Here is a 17,280-nt window from a genome sequence, read left to right as displayed (position 1 = left end):
CAGCGGTTTCAGGAGGAACCAGTCCATTGACGGACGAAGCACGCTAATGAGTCCGGGATGGGCTCGCCGTATTCAGCGTCCGTTGTGGCTTGTCACCGGCGCGTGTTGCCTGATGTTCATTCATCCATCCGGGGCCGGCGATCTGCCGCCGCCTCCCAGCGGCATGGAGGCCGTCAGCGATGCACAGTTGTTTCTGGAACTGGTGGTCAACCAGATGAATACCGGTCGCGTGGTGGCGGTGGATCAGCGCGGCGGGCGGTTGTTCCTGCCGGCCAGTGTGTTGCATGACACCGGCATGACGCTGCCCGAAAGTGCCGGTGCCGAAGTCGATCTCGACGGCCTGCCGGGGCTGCACAGCGACTACGACAGCGTGGGCCAGCGGCTGTTGCTCGATGTGCCACCGGACTGGCTGCCGGAGCAGTTCATCGGTAACCGTCAGGTCTATCCACGCACCCCGGCGCTGAGCAGTTTCGGCGCGTTGTTCAACTATGACCTGTACCTCAACGACACCGATGATGCCGGCACTTATCTGGCGGCGTGGAACGAGATACGGGTATTCGACAGTTGGGGCACGCTGTCCAGCACCGGTCAGTACCGGCAGACCTTGTCCGGGGATTCGGCCAGTACGCTGAACAACGGCTATTTGCGCTACGACACCACCTGGCGGTACTCCGACGACGAGCGGATGCTGACGTACGAGGCAGGGGATGTGGTCAGCGGCGCCTTGCCCTGGAGCAGTTCGGTGCGTCTGGGGGGCGTGCAGTTTTCGCGGGATTTCGCCGTGCGCCCGGATCTTGTGACCTATCCGCTGCCGCAATTCGCCGGTGAAGCGGCGGTACCGTCCTCGGTGGATTTGTTCATCAACGGCTACAAGTCCAGCAGCACCGATTTGCAACCGGGTCCGTACACACTGACCAACATCCCGTTCATCAACGGCGCGGGCGAGGCTGTGGTGGTGACCACCGATGCGCTGGGCCGGCAGGTGTCCACCACCGTACCGTTTTATGTCACCAGCAGTCTGTTGCAAAAGGGCCTGAGCGACTTCTCGGTGGCGGCCGGTACGCTGCGCCGGGATTACGGGCTGAAGGATTTCAGCTACGGGTCGGGTATGACGTCGGGCAGCCTGCGTTATGGCATCAGCGACAGCTTCACGCTGGAAAGTCACGCCGAAGCCGCCGAGTCGCTGACCCTCGGCGGCCTCGGTGGCAACCTGCGTCTGGGCAATTTCGGGGTGCTCAACAGTGCGATCAGTCAAAGCCGTTTCGACGGAGATGGCGGTCAGCAATACAGTCTCGGTTACCAGTACAGCGCCCAGCGTTTCAGCTTTTCCTGGCAACGGTTACAGCGCCGCGACCAGTACGCCGACCTCACGGTCGTCGACAGTCCTTACACCAGCCTCAGCAAGCGCAGCGAACAGGCGACCCTGAGCCTCAACCTTGAGCGCTGGGGCAGTCTGGGTGTCGGTTACTTCGATATCCGGGCGGCGGACGATAGCCGCACGCGGCTGCTCAACCTGAGCTGGAACAAGCCGTTGTGGCGCAACAGCAGTTTCTACCTCTCCGCCAACCGCGAAATAGGCGACGCCAACTGGGCGGTGCAGGCGCAACTGGTGATCCCGTTCGACCTGCACGGCAGTCTGGCCATCAGCAGCGAGCGCAACAAGAACGGGCAAAGCCAACAGCGGGTCAACTACAGCCGTGCCGTGCCTTCCGAGGGCGGGGTGGGTTTCAACCTGGGTTATGCCAAGGGTGACGGCGCCGATTACCGTCAGGCTGACGTCACCTGGCGCTTGCAGTCGGTGCAATTGCAGGCTGGTGTCTACGGCACCTCGGACGCCGAAACGCGTTGGGCCGATGCCAGCGGTTCGCTGGTGTGGATGGACCATCAAGTGTTTGCCGCCAACCGCATCGACGATGCGTTTGTGGTGGTCAGTACCGACGGTTACGCGGATGTCCCGGTGCGTTACGAGAACCAGCAGATCGGCCAGACCGACCGCAACGGCCACTTGCTGGTGCCGTGGAGCAGCGCCTACTACCGTGGCAAATACGAAATCGATCCGTTGAACCTGCCGGCCAACGTACGCAGCCCGAATGTCGAACAGCGCATTGCCGTGCGCCGTGGCAGTGGCTATCTGTTGGAGTTTGCGCTGAGCCGGGTGATTGCCGCGAGCATCGTGCTGGTGGACGCGCAACAGCAGCAATTGCCGCTGGGCAGCGGCGTGTTGCATGAAGAGAGCGGCACGCGCACGGTGGTGGGCTGGGACGGTCTGGTCTATCTGGAAAACCTTCAGGTGCAAAATTCGCTGAGGGTGACGCTGGCCGATGGCAAGACCTGTCAGGCGCAATTCAACGTCGATCTGCAGCAGGATCAGGTGCCGCTGATCGGGCCGTTGGTATGTCAATGAAGGCGATGCGGCTGTGCCTGTGGCTGGTGCTGATGCTGCCCGGTGCAGTACAGGCGTTGTGCTCGGTGGTCACCACCACACCGGCCGCGTTCGGAACCATCAGTTCGATTGCGGTGCGCACCACATCGCAACCCAGTTCCACGCTGAACGGCGGTCTGAGCTGTACCGGATCGCTGTTGTCGCTGCTGACCAGCAACGACCATTTCTGGGCTACGGTCACCTCGACCCAGAGCGGTCTGCTCGGGCCGAGCGGCGATGTCATCAGCTATACGATCTATGCCAACAACAGCACCAGTTACCCGCTGACTCGCGGCACGGCCTACGATTTCGCCCGAAATGGCATCATCGACGCGCTGGGATTGCTCAACGGTACCGTGCCGAAAACCGTGCCGTTGTATCTCGGCACCACGATTGGCAGCAACGTGGCGGCCGGGGTTTATACCGAAACCCTGAGCATTTTCTGGAACTGGAATTACTGTTCGGGCATCGGGGTCGGCGGACTCTGCCTGGGGCGCGATATCAATAGCGGTACTACGACGCTGACGGTCAACCTGACCGTGGCCAACGATTGCACCATCACCGCGCCCAACATCGCCTTCGGCAGCGCTCCGGTGATCAGCGCGTTTACCCCGGTGACCGGGCAGACCATCAACCTGGCCTGCACCAAGGGCAGCGCCTATACCGTGGGTTTGAGCGACGGACAGAACGCGCTCAGTGTCGGCGGTCGACGGCAAATGATCTCGGGCAGCAATTACCTGGCCTACGACATTTTCAAAAGCGCCGGCACTACCCGCTGGGGCAGTGTCGGCGCTGCACGTCGGGCGAGCACCGATGCCGAGGTCAATCCCGGCAATGGCCTGGGCACCGGCAGCCAGATCTTCAACTACAACGCGAAGATCTACACCGACCAGACCACGCCGCCCGCCGGTACCTATCTGGACAACGTGGTGCTGGATGTCGGCTTCTGAACCGGCTAGAAGCGCTCGGTGTGCTGGAGCAATGGCGCCGCCGGAGTGTCGGTCGGGCTGACCATTGCATAGTTGTAACCTTCGCCGGACCAGTACTCGGCCTGCAGATCACCGTCGCGACGGCTACCCCGTGGCAGGAAGGTGTTTTTCGGCCCCGGCGGGCGCACGTAGAAACTGACCTTGTGCCCGTCTCGATCCTCATACATCACCATCGCCGCCGGACCTTCGTCAGTGCTCAGCAAGCGCCCGCTGACCGGTCGGAAACCCGCTGCGGTCAGGTCCGGCAGTCGATTGGCCTGCATGAAGTAGCGGTCGAGCCAGCCCTGCATGTCGCCGGCGCCGCCGACCTTGTAGTCCGCCGGCAGAATCCCTTGCTGAGCGATCAAGCGGTACGCCTGCAGGGCATCGCTCATGGGCGCTACCGAACGCACCAAGGTCATTTCCCGGGCCTGCCAGCCACTGACACCGCCGAGGCTGACCGCGATCAGCAACACCGCCGCGCTGGCCCAGTGTCGACGTGATCGATGCTTGAGCCGCTGGCGGATCAACACGGGGTCCAGGTCCGGATTGGCCGGTTGTTGCAAGGCGCCACCGAGGGCGGCGCGAAGGTGCTGGGCGTCCTGTTGCCAGGCGCGGATCAACGCGGCCTCGTCGGGGTGGCTGGCCAGCCAGTTTTCCAGTACACGCCGGTCGGCGTCGCTGAGCTGGTGGTCGATGTACGCGTGCAAATCACGCTCGCTGGGGGGCAGGCTGATCATTTGAGTATCCGCAAGGAAGGGCTGCTGATTTCGCCGTCACTGAGCTGGCGCAAAGCCTGGCGGGCGCGGGACAGGCGCGACATCACGGTGCCGGTGGGGACGTCGAGGATCTCGGCGACCTCCTTATAGGTCAGGCCTTCCACCGAGACCATCAGCAGCAGGGCGCGCTGTTCGGTGGGCAGGCGATCGAAGGCTTGCAGGGTCGACTGGGCAATGACGGTGCGCTCCACCGAGGGTTCGGTGTCATCGCGGCCGGTAAAGAATTCGAGCATCCGGGCGTAGCGCCGGGAGCGCCGGTGCGCATCGAGGAACTGGCGGTACAGGATCGAAAACAGCCAGGCGCGCAGATCGCCCTCGGCGCGCTTGTCGCCCCAACTGGACAGGGCACGCTCCAGGCTGGCCTGGACCAGATCGTCGGCGCTGCTGGCGTTGCGCGTCAACGACACGGCAAAGCGTCGCAATCGGGGGATCACTTCGCGAAGTTGTTCGTCGAGTGTGTTCATGGCAGGGGCATGCTCTGGCTCAGAAGCGCGGTAGTCATAAGGAGAGACGCCTCTCGACACAGCTTATTCCATCCTGTGGGCTGAAAGATTTCATAACCTGCTACGTAGGAAAGCTCACCGCATCTTGCAGTCCATGTAATGGATTCAAATTTCCCGGCTCAACCCGTCCGACAAGCGCAAACAACCACCGAAGCAGTCTGCCGTCGGTGGCTGATCTGGCTGAAACGATAATTTGAGCAATAGGGATGTTAGAGATGCATGCAATCGCAAGGGATACCCGGTTCTCCTCGTGCGTCGAACAAGACGCATGGCGTCAGTTCGGTTGCGGTCCGGTGGTCGAGCCTGGATTCTCGTTGATCCATCGCGCAATCGAAGAGCAGGCTGCAGCTCATCCGCAGAATCTGGCCGCGTGTTTTCAGGGGCAAACCCTCACCTATGGTGAACTGAATCGCCAGGCCAACCGGCTGGCCACAGCGCTGAAGGCTCATGGTGTAGTGCCGGGTGATCATGTCGCCTTGTTTGTCGAGCGTTCCATCCCGATGCTGGTGGGCATGCTTGCCGCATTGAAGGTAGGGGCTGCCTATATTCCACAACATGTTGGCATTACACCTGCGACTCAATTGCGCCACATCATGGAAGTCGCTTCGACGCGGGTGGTGCTGACGCTTTCAACGCTGGCGCATGCCATTCCCCTGACGGCGGAACAGCACTGCATCTTTCTGGACGCGTTCATCGATTCGCCAGGCTCGATTGCCGATGACTTGAACGTGGGGAGTGATGCGTCGTCACCGGATGCGCTGTGCTTTGTGTTGTTCACTTCCGGCACGACCGGGCAACCCAATGGCGTCAGGGTTACCCAACGCAATGTCTGCAATATTCTGCTCACCGCTCCCGGCAATCTCGGTATGCGGCCAGGTTTGAAAGTCGGCCAGATCCTCAACATCGCTTTCGACATGGCGGCCTGGGAAATTCTGGGCTGCCTGGCCCATGGCGCAACGCTGATGATTCGCGGCAAGGACATCGCCGCGACGGCCGAGCAATGTGATGTGCTGATCGCAACGCCGTCGATTCTCGCCACGCTGGACCCCGCGTGCTGCAGTCAGGTGAAGGTGGTAGCCCTTGCAGGCGAACCCTGCCCGCAGCCGTTGGCCGATCGTTGGGCGTCCTTTTGCACTTTTTACAACGCCTGTGGGCCCACCGAAACCACCATCATCAACACCTTGCAGCACTACAAGGGGACGGGCCGATTGACGATCGGCAGGCCGACGCCGAACAACACGGTTTATGTGCTGGATGAAACGGGGCAATTGTGTGGGCCGGGCGAACAGGGCGAGATGTGGGCCGGTGGTGATTGCGTGACGGTTGGCTATCTGGGTAACCCTGCACTGACTGCCGAACGTTATCGTCTCGATCCGTTTCTGGGGCAGGGGCGGATGATGTTTCGTACCCGGGATCTGGGGCGCTGGACGGATGAGGGCGAACTGGAGCACCTGGGCCGTGTGGATGATCAGGTGAAAGTCAGGGGCTTTCGAGTCGAGCTGGATTCGGTGTCAGCAGCGCTGGAATCGTCACCGGGATGTGAGCGCGCCGTCACATTGAAATTCGATAACCGCAATCTGGTGGCTTTCGTCTACCCCGTTTCCACGGACATCGATGCGGCACGACGCCGTTGTGAAGAGCGCCTGGCCTATTACTGCATCCCCTCAATGATTCTGCCGGTGGATGAAATTCCGCTGACCTCGCGGGGCAAAGTCGACAAACGCCTGTTGCTTGAGCGAGCCCAGGCGTACCACGCACAACGTACCGCCGCCGAACAGGAGGCGGGGCAATGAGCGGGTTGGACACAGGCGTCACTTTGCCCGAGCCGCGTGCGTTATGGCGACGTCTGGGGGCGCTGCCGCTGTTTTCTCATTACAACCGGCTGGTCGCGCTGGTGTTGATCTGCAATTTCGCTGCGCTCGGGCATGGACTGACCGCCGGACAGTGGTGGTCAGCTTCGGGACACGATCTGGAAGCGTTGTCGCAACTGGTGTTGATCAACCTGTCGATGGCGATCCTGATTCGTCAGCAATATCTGATCAACGTGTTGTTCTGGCTGGCCACGCGTGCGCCTGCGACCTGGCCGTTGGCGATTCGCCGGTCACTGGCCAAGGTCTATCACTTTGGTGGTTTGCACAGTGGTGGCGCGATGGCGGCGATTGCCTGGTTTTTCGCGTTGTTCGGCTCGCTGGTCTGGCAACGGATCGAAGGCGTAGGTGGGGTTTCGCTGACGCTGTTGGCGATCAGCGGCACGTTGCTGGGGTTGTTGTTGCTGATGGCGATCATGGCGATGCCAGGGATTCGTTCGCGGTTTCATAACGGTTTTGAACGTACACACCGTTTTGCCGGTTGGGCTGCCTTGCTGCTGTTCTGGGCCATGACGCTGGTGTTTGCCCGGGACCGCAATCCAGCGACAGATCTGACACAGGTGTTGCTGACGTCTGCGTCGTTCTGGATGCTGCCGGTGCTGACGCTCAGCATTGCGTTGCCCTGGCTGCGCCTTCGCAGGGTGCCGGTGACGTTGGTCAAGCCATCGTCACATGCAGTCATTGCCCGCTTCGATCACCATACGCCGTTCGCCGGATCCTCCACCGCGATCAGTCGCAATCCGCTGTGGGAATGGCATTCCTTTGCCAACATTCCTGCACCGGGCGAGCGGGGTTTTCGCTTGATCATTTCCCGAGCGGGTGACTGGACAGGCGAACTGATCGAGCAACCGCCAACCCATGTCTGGGTCAAGGGCATCACCACCGCCGGGGTCGCTCGCATTGAAACCCTGTTCAAGTCGGTGGTTTACGTCGCCACGGGCAGCGGGATCGGCCCGGTGCTGCCGCATCTTTTGGCGCGGCAGGTGCCCATTCATCTGATCTGGTCGACCCGCAGCCCGAGAAAGACCTACGGCGACGCATTGGTCGATGAAATTCTTCAAGCCCAACCCGATGCGCATATCTGGGATACCGATCTGCTGGGCAAGCCAGACCTGGTGAGGCTGGCCTACTCGGCGGTTCAACGCCACGGCGCGGAGGCGGTGATTTGCATTTCCAACCAGACGTTGACGGAGCGCGTGGTCAAGGAAATGGAGGGACGGGGCATTCCGGCCTATGGCGCGATCTGGGATTCCTGACGGGCGTATTACCGTTTTCCTTCCCCTTACATAGAAAGAGACTGCGATGAATATATTGATCGAAAGACTGGGTCGCGTGGTGTTGATCCGCCTCAACCGGCCCCACGCCCGTAACGCGCTCAGCGCACAATTGATGCGCGAGCTGCTGGAAACCCTGCAAGCACTTGATGGCGATCCGGGTGTCGGGTGTTTCCTGATCACCGGTACGAAGGATTACTTCGCGGCAGGCGCTGATATCAAGGAGATGTACGAAAAGTCTTGTCTGGACATGATTCAGGAAGATTACTTTGCCGGTTGGGACGCGTTCGCCGCGCTGCGTACTCCGAAGGTTGCGGCAGTAGCGGGGTTCGCCTATGGCGGAGGGTGTGAGCTGGCAATGATGTGCGATGTGATCGTAGCGGCCGAGTCCGCACAATTCGGTCTGCCTGAAATCACTTTGGGGGTGATGCCGGGCATGGGTGGCACGCAGCGACTGACTCGCTTGATCGGTCGTGCAAAAGCCATGGACATGATTCTGACGGGGCGCTCGATGTCCGCTCGTGAGGCCGAGCAGTCGGGGCTGGTATCGCGGGTGATCGCCGCCGAGCATTTGCTTGAAGAGGGATTGGCGGTTGCGCGGCGGATTGGCGGATTCCCTCGCACCGCGACACGGGCTGCGCGAGAGGCGGTGGACCGGGCCGATGAATCAGGGATGCGCGAAGGCCTTCTGTTCGAGCGGCGTTCGTTTCACGGCTTGTTTGCTACGCCCGGCCAAAAGGAAGGCATGCAGGCATTTCTGGAAAAGCGCGAGCCACGGTTCGATCTGATGTAAACGGCCCGGAGGTGGGCTTGCGCGTCACCGCGTGAAAGAAACTACAGTTCAAAGGGAATAAACCTACGAGGCGTGCGTCTCATAGCACCTTTCCCTATGGCCGATGGCCCTGGAGTTTTTCATGGTTGATCGCAGCTCACCGCCCGGCGGCCCCCAACGCCCGCCACTGAGTGCCGCGAGCCTGGTGTTGCGTCTCGGCGGAATCGCCGTGGTGGTCGCAGCCGTGGCCGGGGCGTTTGCCTACGTTCATGGCAACTTTGACCCACAACGCCTGACGCCCAAGGCGCTGGTCGATGTGCTGGAAAAGAACAACGGCGTGCATCCGGGGTTCCGTCGCAATCACGCCAAGGGTGTTTGCGTCAGCGGTCATTTCGAAAGCAGTGGTGAGGCGCGTCCTTACTCTGTCGCGCAAGTGTTCAATGAGCCACGCACTCCGGTAGTCGGTCGATTCGCGCTGCCGGCGGGCAATCCTTATGCGCCGGACAGCGCGGTACCGATTCGCAGTCTGGCGCTGCGCTTCACCCAGGCCAACGGGCAGCAATGGCGCACCGGAATGAACAGCATGCCGGTGTTTCCGGTCGGCACGCCCGAGGCGTTCTATCAGTTGCAGCAGGCGCAATTGCCGGACCCGGCGACCGGCAAACCCGATCCCGCCAAAGTGCCGGCATTTTTCGCCGCGCATCCGGAGGCCGTACCGTTCCTGACCTGGGTGAAGACGGCCAAACCTTCGGCCAGCTACGTGACCGAGACTTACAACAGTATCAACGCGTTCTATCTGGTCGACGCGAGCGGCAAGAAACAGGCCGTGCGCTGGAGCATGGCGCCGTTGGCCCAGGATGCAGCGGGAGCTGTGGCTCCAGAAGGCAGCGATTTTCTCGAGAAGGATCTGGTGCGACGGCTGGCCGAAGGGCCGCTGCGTTTTCAGTTGAACCTCACGCTGGCCAATGCCGACGATCCGGTGAATGACGCGAGCAAAGTCTGGCCTGCCGGTCGCAAAATGCTGAACGCCGGCACCCTGGTCCTGGAAAAGACTCAGCCGCAACTCAGCGGCGAATGCCGCGACATCAACTATGACCCACTGGTTCTGCCCGCCGGGATAGAAGGCTCCGACGACCCGTTGCTGGCTGCGCGCTCAGCCGGCTACGCCGATTCCTATCTGCGCCGCACCAGTGAAGTCAGTCAATTGCCCACTGGCAAACAGGAGGCACGCCCATGAGAACGCCACCGACGCATTTCAATCCGCTGGCGCGGCTGCTGCACTGGCTGATGGCACTCATGATCATCGCCATGTTGTTCATCGGGGCCGGCATGGTGACCTCGGTGTCAGCGCGGCATGAATGGCTGATCAACCTGCACAAACCTTTGGGTATCGCAATTCTGTTGCTGGTGATCGTGCGCATCCTTGTCCGGTTGGGGACTCGTCAGCCACCGCTGCCGGAGGACCTGCCGGGATGGCAGGTGATGGCAGCCAAGGCGTCGCACCTGTTGCTTTACGCATTGATGCTGGTGTTGCCGCTGCTGGGCTGGGCGATGATCAGTGCGGCGGGGGATCCGGTGATGTTGGGGCGATCCCTGCAATTACCGTCAATCCTGCCGGCGGATGCCCAGGTGTTCGCCTTGCTGCGCAAGGCGCATGGCTATCTGGCCTATCTGCTGTTTCTGACCGTGTTGCTGCATCTGGCTGCCGCGTTGTTTCATGGCTGGGTGCGCCGCGACGAGGTACTCGACAGCATGCTGCGGGGACGGAGTCGCGACTGACCCCGGAGGTTATTCCGACGTGGCGAGGGAGCACTGCTCGCCACGTTTTTGCGGTGCCAATGTTCGCCACCAGTAAAGCAGCGCGACGATATTGATTGCGGCACCCAACCAGCAGACACCCGACCATCCTGCCCAGGCGTACATGGCCGTCGAGGCCATGGATCCCAGGGCGCTGCCAACCGAATAAAACAGCATGTAGCCGGCAGTCAGTCGGCTCTGTGCCTGTGGGCGAACGCTGTAGATCATGCTCTGGCTCGTGACATGCACGGCTTGCAAGCCCAGATCCAGAGTGATCACGCCGATCAGTAGCGCCCACAACGAGGATTGGGTCAATGCGATCGGCAGCCACGAACCGAGCATCAGCAACAAGGACAGGCCGCTGACCCATTGCCCGAGACCACTGTCCGCCAAGCGTCCGGCTCTCGCAGCCGCCAGTGCGCCAGCCGCGCCGGCCAGTCCGAACAATCCGATTTCACTGTGGGAAAGCGACAGCGGCGGGGCGGCCAGCGGCAGGACCATGGGTGTCCATAGCACCATGGCGCTGGCGAAGGTCAACAACGCCAGAATCGCCCGTTGTCGCAGCACGGGCTCCTCTCGAAACAGGCTGAACACCGAAGCAATCAATGCTGCGTAGGAGGTTGCCGGTTGGGGGCTCTCATCCTTGGGCAGCGCGCGAAACAGCAACAGCGCCATGATCAGCGTCATTCCTGCCGACAACAGATAGATCGCCCGCCAGCCGGCCAGATCCGCCATCCCGCCGGCTACGGTGCGTGCGAGCAAGATGCCGACCACTATGCCGCTGGTGATCACGCCGACGACGTGTCCGCGTTGCGCCGGGATGGCCAGGGTTGCGGCATAGGCCACCAGCACTTGAGTGACGACGGCGAGCAGGCCGGTCAGGGTCATGCCTACCAGCAGCCAGGTGCTGTTGGTGGCCAGTGCGATCATCAACAATGCTGCGGCGGACAGCAGGGTTTGCGTGACGATCAAGCGTCGGCGGTTGAGCAGATCGCCGAGCGGCACGAGCAATACCAGTCCGATGCCGTAGCCGACCTGGGTCAGCGTGATGACGATGCCGATGCTCGCGGGTGACAGGTTGAATGCTTCGGCCATGGCGTCCAGCAACGGTTGCGCGTAGTACACATTACCGACGGCCAGCCCGCAGGCGATGGCGAACAGCAGCACGACACCGCTGCCGAGTGTTTGCGCTTTCATGTTCTGATTCCTTTTCAGGTTTTAAATTAAAACTGGATTGACGGTAGGTAATCTGGTTTTGTTTTGCAACCTGATTAGGCAAAAAGTGCAACGCGAAAAAAAAGATCGCAGACAGCGCTGCGATCTTTCATGTGGCGAAAAACAGGGGATATCAGCGCAGGGTGTCGACCATGTCGGCGATGGTGGTCAGCACATCCTTGCCCAATTGCTTCGACCGCTGGCCCGACCAACCGGTAAGCGGGTTCGGCGCATCGTCGTGATCCTTGAACGGCATTTCCAGGGTCAACGACAGGCAGTCGAACTTCTGGCCGACGCTGTTGCAGGCCAGGGTCATGTTGGCCTGACCCGGTTCATCGCGGGTGTAGCCGTACTTGGTCTGGAAGTCTTTGGTGGTGTGTTTCAGATGGCTGCGAAAGTGCTCTTCGAGTTTCTCGATCCGCGGGGTGTAGCCTGGATTGCCTTCGCAGCCGGCAGTGAACACGTGAGGAATTTCTTCGTCGCCGTGTACGTCGAGGAACAGATCGACGCCATATTTTTCCATCTGCTGCTGTACGAAAAGCACTTCCGGGCTGACGTCCTGACTGGCGTTCTGCCAGGCGCGATTCAGGTCCTGGCCCATGGCGTTGGTACGCAGGTGACCGTGGAAGGCACCGTCCGGGTTCATGTTCGGCACCAGATACAGATCGGCACTTTCCAGCAGTTTGTTCAGCACTGGATCGTTGTGATGCTCCAGACGTTCGATCACGCCTTCCATGAACCACTCGGCCATGTGTTCGCCGGGGTGCTGCTGGGCGATGATCCAGATCTTGCGGCGGCCTTCGGCACCGGTGCCTTTGCGCAGGAGCTGGATGTCGCGGCCTTCAACGCTTTTGCCGGTGGCCAGCAGTTCGGTGCCGGCCTTGGTCAGCGCTTGCTCGATCAGCCAGTCATGACGGCCACGGCTGTAAGGCTCGAAGTAGGCGAACCAGGCGTGAGTCTGCTCGGCTTCGAGGCAGAAGCGCAGGCTGTCGCCTTCGAATTGGGTCGGAATGCGGAACCAGTTGACGTGGTCGTAGGAAGCGACCGCCTGATAGCCGGTCCAGGCTTTGTTGTAGGAGGACTGGCTGGCGTTGACCAGGCGGAACCAGTGCTCCTGATGAACATGCAGGCCGCTGGCCTTGAAGTGGAACCACTGGAAATGGGCGCTGCGGGTATCTGGCCGAATGGCCAGAACCGGGTTGAGCGGGTTGCTGATGTCGATGACTTGGATGTTGCCGCTGTCGAAGTTGGCGCTGATGTCGAACGAAGATTTGGCCACGGTCATAATCGGTTCCTGAATATGATTTTTATGGCGGCTACTTTACACGCAAGGCAGGGGTGAAACCGAGGGAAATTGCGGGTTGCGGCGGGGGGCGTCTTCCATGACGCGCAGGCAGCTTAGTGGCTGTGCGATTGATTCTCAAGTGCTAATTGGCATTAGTTCGCCCCAATGTGGCCGGGGTTCGCTTGCCAAGCAATATTCTTTTGATATTATCCGCGCCATCGAATTTGCGGCACCCAAAGACTTCATTAGCCTGAAGCCAAAAGCCAGAAAACTGGCAAAAAAAAGACCCGGCAAAAAGCCGGGTCAAAAACCGTGATTAGCCTGATGAGGAGATAGTCCAGAAGACCGACCTAAGGTCTCTGGCCCATCGACTGATCTCGCGACCAGCTGCTTGCAATAATAATCATTATCATTTGCAAGTCAAACGTTTTTATCTGCGCGATTGGAAAATTCTTTCCTGTCCGTCTTCATCGAACACCGCCATCCAGCGAGTGATCGACCATCGCCCGTGCCATGTCCACCATGTGCACTACCGAAAACGCCAGATCCCGACTGACACCCTGCAGACCATCCGCTGCCTTGAATGCCGTGGCCGCCGCGCATCGCAGCAGATCGGAGGCGTGGACCAGGGATTCTTCGCCGCTCAGGTTGCTGTTTACGCCGAAAAATCGTTCTTCCACGTCCGGCGCTGACACAGCCGGTTTCAAGTAATAGTCCAATGCCCGCTGCGCTGCGGCACAGCCCTGCGGTGACTTGAAAGTGGTGTCTATCTGCAGGTCGGGCAAGTCGTTGCTGGTGATATTCATGGTGAAAGGTCACTCCTTGGTCGATTCAAATCCGTGACCCAAGAATAGTACTTATAGTATTTGTGACCAGAATTTAAATACTACAATATGTGTTTTGCCGGCCGAAGGCGTCCACGTATGGTGCCGCACATGGATAAATGGATTGAGTTGGTCAAAGCCAAAATGAGTGAACTCAACGTCACTCAAGTCGAGCTCGGCGAGCGCGTCGGCATGTCTCAGGGTGGCATCGGCCATTGGCTGAACAAGCGCCGCGAGCCCGGCATCACGCAGATGAACCGCGTGCTGAAAGCACTGGGCATGGAGTATCTCGAAGTCGCGGTGGTAATTCGTGAACCGCAGATCGATGCGGACGACGAAATGCCTCTGGCACAGAAGTACAACCCTTACTTTCGCTATCCGGTCAGCGAGTGGAATGCGCCGGTCGAGGCCCGTGAAAGTCAGCCAGCGTATTCGAGTGCCAAAGACAAGCGACGTTTCGAACTGACGGATTACCACGCCCGTGGCCCGGCGTTCTGGCTCACGGTAACGGGCAACGCGATGACTGCGCCCACCGGGCAGAGCATTGGCGAGGGGATGATGATCCTGGTGGATCCGGCGCTGGAAGCCGAGCCCGGCAAACTGGTGATCGCCCAGTGGCCGGACAGCGACGAGGCAATCTTCCGCAAGCTGATCGAAGAGGGCGGTCAGCGTTACCTGGTGCCGCTCAATCCGACCTGGCCGAAAGCCTTGTTGACCGAAGAATGCCGAATCATCGGTGTCGTGGTTCAGGCAACCGCCAAATACTAGTCAGATCGATCCTCGCCAGGCGTAGGATCGATCCACCTTTCACGCTTCTTCCAGTTCGACCAGTGCACTGCCTTCGCTGACCATTTCGCCTTCCTGGCAATACAGCGCCTTGATCACGCCGGCATGGGGCGCGCGGATGCTGTGCTCCATCTTCATCGCTTCCAGCACCACCAATTGAGCGCCGGCCTCAACCGATTGCCCGGCCTCCACCAGCACCCGCACGATGCTGCCGTTCATCGGCGCCGTCAGACCGCCCTGATGGCTGTGACTGGCTTCGACAGCGCTGATCGGATCGTACGTTTCAACGTGTCGCAGCTCGCCGTCCCATTGCAGATACAGAAACTCTCCACGACGAATCGCACGCAGCTGTCGACGCAGCCCATCGTGCTCGAGCACCAGATGCTCGCCGATCAGTTTTGCATTGCCGCCAGCACCGAGCGTCAACGCCCGATCCTGCCCCTCGCAGCTCAAATGCAGAGTGATTTCCCGTGGCAACCCAGCGCGCAAACCACTGTGAAGCGCCCAAGGCGAAGCGGGATCATCCGCCCGAGCCATCCCCGGCAGGCTCTGTGCAAAAGCCTGCGCCGCCGCCTCCCAGAATTCATCGCTCAGCGCAGCAGGCGCTGGCAGCAACTGTTCCTGATAACGCGGAATGAACCCGGTATCCAGCTCCGCCGCCGCAAACGCCGGATGCCCGATGATCCGCCGCAGGAAGTTGATGTTGGTCTTCAGCCCGCCAATCGCAAGCTCGTCGAGCATGCTCAGCAGCCGTAAACGCGCCTGCTCACGATCCTCGCCCCAGGCAATCAGCTTGCCGAGCATCGGGTCATAGAACGGCGAAATCTCATCGCCTTCCTCAACGCCGCTGTCCACACGACGCCCCGGCCCGGCGGCGGATTCACGGTACAGATCCAGACGCCCGGTCGCCGGCAGGAAGTCATTCGACGGATCTTCCGCATACAGCCGCACCTCAATCGCATGCCCGTTCAGCGGCACCTGATCCTGAGTGATCGGCAACGCTTCGCCACGGGCGACTCGAATCTGCCAGGCCACCAGATCGAGACCGGTAATGGCTTCGGTGACCGGGTGTTCGACCTGTAGCCGCGTGTTCATCTCCATGAAGAAGAACTCGCCGCGCGCGTCCAGCAGAAACTCCACTGTGCCGGCGCCGACGTAACCGATGGCCTGCGCCGAACGCACAGCCGCTTCACCCATCGCCCGACGCAGTTCCGGACTCAAGCCCGGTGCCGGTGCTTCTTCAACGACCTTCTGGTGCCGGCGCTGGATCGAGCAGTCACGCTCGTTCAGGTACAGGCAATTGCCATGCTGATCGGCGAACACCTGGATTTCCACGTGACGCGGCTTGAGCAGGTATTTCTCCACAAGCATCCGCGAATCGCCGAACGACGACTGCGCTTCACGCTGGGCCGAGGCCAACGCTTCAGCCAGTTGGCTGACGTCTTCAACGACCTTCATGCCTTTACCGCCACCACCGGCGGTGGCCTTGAGCAGTACCGGATAGCCGATGCGCTCGCAAGCATCGCGGAAGGTGTCCAGATCCTGGGCTTCACCGTGATAGCCCGGCACCAGCGGTACGCCAGCCGTTTCCATCAGGGCCTTGGCGGCGGATTTGCTGCCCATCGCGTCGATGGCCGAGGCGGGTGGGCCGAGGAAGATCAGGCCGGCGGCTTCGATGGCGCGGGCAAACCCGGCGTTCTCCGACAGAAAACCATAACCCGGGTGAATCGCCTGAGCGCCGCTGGCTTTGGCCGCCGCGATCAGTTTGTCGATTTGCAGGTAACTGTCGGCGGCTTTGCTGCCGCCCAGATCGACACGAATATCCGCTTCACGGCTGTGCCGCGCTTCACGGTCGGTGGCGCTGTGCACGGCAACGGTGGTCAGGCCCAAAGCCTTGGCGGTACGCATGACCCGGCAAGCGATTTCGCCACGGTTGGCCACCAGCAGGGTGGTGAGAACAGGTGCGCTCATCAACGCGACTCCTTGGTGGTGGTTGCGGCTTGCCAACTCGGTGGGCGTTTCTGCAGAAAGGCCCGCAGACCTTCCTGACCTTCCGGGCTGACGCGGATGCGGGCGATGGCATTTTCGGTGTAGCGACGCAGGGCCGGGGTCAGCGCGCCGTTGCCGACTTCACGCAGCAGATCCTTGCTGGCGCGCATGGCGGCGGGGCTGTTGAGCAGCAGGTTGTCGATCCATTGCTCGACTTTCTGTTCAAGCTCGCTTGCGGGATAGCTTTCCGACAACAAACCGATTTCCCGCGCCCGCTGCCCGCCGAAACGCTCGGCCGTCAGCGCATAACGCCGCGCCGCCCGTTCGCCGATGGCTTGCACCACGAACGGGCTGATCACCGCCGGCGCCAGACCAATGCGCACTTCCGACAGGCAGAACTGCGCGTCATCGGCGCCAATCGCCATGTCGCAGCAACTGATCAGACCCAGCGCGCCGCCGAACGCCGCGCCTTGCACCACGGCCACGGTCGGGATTTTCAGTTTGGCGAGGTTGTACATCAGCTCCGCCAATTCCCGGGCGTCGTCGAGGTTGGTGTGGTAATCGAGCTCGGCCGATTGCTGCATCCAGGCCAGATCCGCGCCGGCGCTGAAGTGTTTGCCGCGTCCGCGCACCAGCAGGAAACGCAGGCTGGCGTCGCTGGCGACCTTGTCCAGCGCCAGGATCAGTTCGCGGATCATCTCGGCGTTGAACGCGTTGTTCTTTTCTTCGCGGCTCAGCCACAGGGTCGCGAAACCCCGTGGATCGCTCTGCAATTCGAGGGTGTTGAAGTCGCTCATG

16 protein-coding genes are annotated in these 17,280 nt (G+C 60.9%); 9 read left to right on the top strand and 7 right to left on the bottom strand.

Annotated elements, in window-relative coordinates; all coding sequences use genetic code 11:
• The first annotated feature begins 46 nt into the window (after nucleotides 1-46).
• Together C6Y56_RS17810 and C6Y56_RS17805 are read left to right on the top strand one after the other, a co-directional pair.
• Entirely contained in the window at nucleotides 47-2,404 is a 2,358-nt protein-coding gene (locus C6Y56_RS17810; RefSeq protein WP_169430994.1) for a fimbria/pilus outer membrane usher protein, read from the top strand.
• Nucleotides 2,401-3,372 carry a Csu type fimbrial protein gene (locus C6Y56_RS17805; RefSeq protein WP_169430993.1) on the top strand — a complete coding sequence of 324 codons (972 nt, stop codon included), beginning with the start codon at nucleotides 2,401-2,403 and terminating at the stop codon, nucleotides 3,370-3,372. Before C6Y56_RS17810 ends, C6Y56_RS17805 begins: the two co-directional genes overlap by 4 nt.
• A gap of 5 nt (nucleotides 3,373-3,377) precedes the next feature.
• Here C6Y56_RS17805 and C6Y56_RS17800 read toward each other — a convergent pair whose 3' ends face one another.
• Both C6Y56_RS17800 and C6Y56_RS17795 read right to left on the bottom strand, forming a co-directional pair.
• Nucleotides 3,378-4,130, bottom strand: a complete 753-nt coding sequence (locus C6Y56_RS17800) for an anti-sigma factor family protein (protein ID WP_169430992.1) — start codon at nucleotides 4,128-4,130, stop codon at nucleotides 3,378-3,380.
• A complete protein-coding gene (locus tag C6Y56_RS17795; protein WP_169430991.1) occupies nucleotides 4,127-4,633 on the bottom strand; it encodes an RNA polymerase sigma factor in 507 nt (168 codons plus the stop codon). Before C6Y56_RS17795 ends, C6Y56_RS17800 begins: the two co-directional genes overlap by 4 nt.
• A 254-nt stretch (nucleotides 4,634-4,887) precedes the next feature.
• Here C6Y56_RS17795 and C6Y56_RS17790 point away from each other — a divergent pair, with 254 nt between their 5' ends.
• From C6Y56_RS17790 to C6Y56_RS17770, 5 genes are all read left to right on the top strand, one after another.
• Complete coding sequence (locus C6Y56_RS17790) at nucleotides 4,888-6,465, top strand: amino acid adenylation domain-containing protein (RefSeq protein ID WP_212633389.1); 1,578 nt, start codon at nucleotides 4,888-4,890, stop codon at nucleotides 6,463-6,465.
• Nucleotides 6,462-7,796 carry a hypothetical protein gene (locus tag C6Y56_RS17785; protein ID WP_169430989.1) on the top strand — a complete coding sequence of 445 codons (1,335 nt, stop codon included), beginning with the start codon at nucleotides 6,462-6,464 and terminating at the stop codon, nucleotides 7,794-7,796. The genes C6Y56_RS17790 and C6Y56_RS17785 overlap by 4 nt, the downstream gene beginning before the upstream one ends.
• A 46-nt stretch (nucleotides 7,797-7,842) precedes the next feature.
• Nucleotides 7,843-8,607, top strand: coding sequence for an enoyl-CoA hydratase-related protein (locus C6Y56_RS17780; RefSeq protein WP_169430988.1), 765 nt, complete (start codon nucleotides 7,843-7,845; stop codon nucleotides 8,605-8,607).
• A gap of 121 nt (nucleotides 8,608-8,728) precedes the next feature.
• Nucleotides 8,729-9,823 carry a catalase family peroxidase gene (locus C6Y56_RS17775; RefSeq protein WP_169430987.1) on the top strand — a complete coding sequence of 365 codons (1,095 nt, stop codon included), beginning with the start codon at nucleotides 8,729-8,731 and terminating at the stop codon, nucleotides 9,821-9,823.
• Complete coding sequence (locus C6Y56_RS17770; protein WP_169430986.1) at nucleotides 9,820-10,365, top strand: cytochrome b; 546 nt, start codon at nucleotides 9,820-9,822, stop codon at nucleotides 10,363-10,365. The genes C6Y56_RS17775 and C6Y56_RS17770 overlap by 4 nt, the downstream gene beginning before the upstream one ends.
• A 9-nt stretch (nucleotides 10,366-10,374) precedes the next feature.
• Here C6Y56_RS17770 and C6Y56_RS17765 read toward each other — a convergent pair whose 3' ends face one another.
• Nucleotides 10,375-11,580 (bottom strand): MFS transporter, encoded by a 1,206-nt coding sequence (locus tag C6Y56_RS17765; protein ID WP_169430985.1) that lies wholly within the window; start codon nucleotides 11,578-11,580, stop codon nucleotides 10,375-10,377.
• A gap of 151 nt (nucleotides 11,581-11,731) precedes the next feature.
• Nucleotides 11,732-12,883: a M14 family metallopeptidase gene (locus tag C6Y56_RS17760; RefSeq protein WP_169430984.1), complete on the bottom strand. Its 1,152-nt coding sequence runs from the start codon at nucleotides 12,881-12,883 to the stop codon at nucleotides 11,732-11,734.
• A gap of 97 nt (nucleotides 12,884-12,980) precedes the next feature.
• On the opposite strand from C6Y56_RS17760, the gene C6Y56_RS17755 reads away from it, so the two are divergent.
• On the top strand, nucleotides 12,981-13,199 hold the full coding sequence (locus C6Y56_RS17755) for a hypothetical protein (RefSeq protein ID WP_169430983.1): 219 nt from the start codon (nucleotides 12,981-12,983) through the stop codon (nucleotides 13,197-13,199).
• Between the two features lie 151 nt (nucleotides 13,200-13,350).
• On the opposite strand, the gene C6Y56_RS17750 is transcribed toward C6Y56_RS17755, so the two are convergent.
• Nucleotides 13,351-13,689, bottom strand: coding sequence for a DUF6124 family protein (locus tag C6Y56_RS17750; RefSeq protein ID WP_169430982.1), 339 nt, complete (start codon nucleotides 13,687-13,689; stop codon nucleotides 13,351-13,353).
• Between the two features lie 129 nt (nucleotides 13,690-13,818).
• Between C6Y56_RS17750 and C6Y56_RS17745 the strand changes: the two genes are divergently transcribed.
• Nucleotides 13,819-14,475, top strand: coding sequence for a LexA family protein (locus tag C6Y56_RS17745; protein WP_085648459.1), 657 nt, complete (start codon nucleotides 13,819-13,821; stop codon nucleotides 14,473-14,475).
• 39 nt (nucleotides 14,476-14,514) lie between these two features.
• Here the strand turns inward: C6Y56_RS17745 and C6Y56_RS17740 are convergent, their stop codons facing one another.
• Together C6Y56_RS17740 and C6Y56_RS17735 are read right to left on the bottom strand one after the other, a co-directional pair.
• Nucleotides 14,515-16,464 (bottom strand): acetyl/propionyl/methylcrotonyl-CoA carboxylase subunit alpha, encoded by a 1,950-nt coding sequence (locus tag C6Y56_RS17740; protein WP_169430981.1) that lies wholly within the window; start codon nucleotides 16,462-16,464, stop codon nucleotides 14,515-14,517.
• Nucleotides 16,464-17,279, bottom strand: coding sequence for a gamma-carboxygeranoyl-CoA hydratase (locus tag C6Y56_RS17735; RefSeq protein ID WP_169430980.1), 816 nt, complete (start codon nucleotides 17,277-17,279; stop codon nucleotides 16,464-16,466). Before C6Y56_RS17735 ends, C6Y56_RS17740 begins: the two co-directional genes overlap by 1 nt.
• Nucleotide 17,280 lies beyond the last annotated feature (1 nt).

The organism is Pseudomonas fluorescens (assembly GCF_012974785.1).
GTDB lineage: Bacteria > Pseudomonadota > Gammaproteobacteria > Pseudomonadales > Pseudomonadaceae > Aquipseudomonas > Aquipseudomonas fluorescens_BT.
This window is presented reverse-complemented; position numbering and strand designations above follow the sequence as displayed.

Excerpts from the sequence above, each read along its gene's own strand:
- C6Y56_RS17810 (WP_169430994.1), top strand. The coding sequence starts at position 47 with ATGAGTCCGGGATGGGCTCGCCGTATTCAGCGTCCGTTGTGGCTTGTC.
- C6Y56_RS17805 (WP_169430993.1), top strand. The coding sequence starts at position 2,401 with ATGAAGGCGATGCGGCTGTGCCTGTGGCTGGTGCTGATGCTGCCCGGT.
- C6Y56_RS17800 (WP_169430992.1), bottom strand. The coding sequence starts at position 4,130 with ATGATCAGCCTGCCCCCCAGCGAGCGTGATTTGCACGCGTACATCGAC.
- C6Y56_RS17795 (WP_169430991.1), bottom strand. The coding sequence starts at position 4,633 with ATGAACACACTCGACGAACAACTTCGCGAAGTGATCCCCCGATTGCGA.
- C6Y56_RS17790 (WP_212633389.1), top strand. The coding sequence starts at position 4,888 with ATGCATGCAATCGCAAGGGATACCCGGTTCTCCTCGTGCGTCGAACAA.
- C6Y56_RS17785 (WP_169430989.1), top strand. The coding sequence starts at position 6,462 with ATGAGCGGGTTGGACACAGGCGTCACTTTGCCCGAGCCGCGTGCGTTA.
- C6Y56_RS17780 (WP_169430988.1), top strand. The coding sequence starts at position 7,843 with ATGAATATATTGATCGAAAGACTGGGTCGCGTGGTGTTGATCCGCCTC.
- C6Y56_RS17775 (WP_169430987.1), top strand. The coding sequence starts at position 8,729 with ATGGTTGATCGCAGCTCACCGCCCGGCGGCCCCCAACGCCCGCCACTG.
- C6Y56_RS17770 (WP_169430986.1), top strand. The coding sequence starts at position 9,820 with ATGAGAACGCCACCGACGCATTTCAATCCGCTGGCGCGGCTGCTGCAC.
- C6Y56_RS17765 (WP_169430985.1), bottom strand. The coding sequence starts at position 11,580 with ATGAAAGCGCAAACACTCGGCAGCGGTGTCGTGCTGCTGTTCGCCATC.
- C6Y56_RS17760 (WP_169430984.1), bottom strand. The coding sequence starts at position 12,883 with ATGACCGTGGCCAAATCTTCGTTCGACATCAGCGCCAACTTCGACAGC.
- C6Y56_RS17755 (WP_169430983.1), top strand. The coding sequence starts at position 12,981 with ATGACGCGCAGGCAGCTTAGTGGCTGTGCGATTGATTCTCAAGTGCTA.
- C6Y56_RS17750 (WP_169430982.1), bottom strand. The coding sequence starts at position 13,689 with ATGAATATCACCAGCAACGACTTGCCCGACCTGCAGATAGACACCACT.
- C6Y56_RS17745 (WP_085648459.1), top strand. The coding sequence starts at position 13,819 with ATGGATAAATGGATTGAGTTGGTCAAAGCCAAAATGAGTGAACTCAAC.
- C6Y56_RS17740 (WP_169430981.1), bottom strand. The coding sequence starts at position 16,464 with ATGAGCGCACCTGTTCTCACCACCCTGCTGGTGGCCAACCGTGGCGAA.
- C6Y56_RS17735 (WP_169430980.1), bottom strand. The coding sequence starts at position 17,279 with ATGAGCGACTTCAACACCCTCGAATTGCAGAGCGATCCACGGGGTTTC.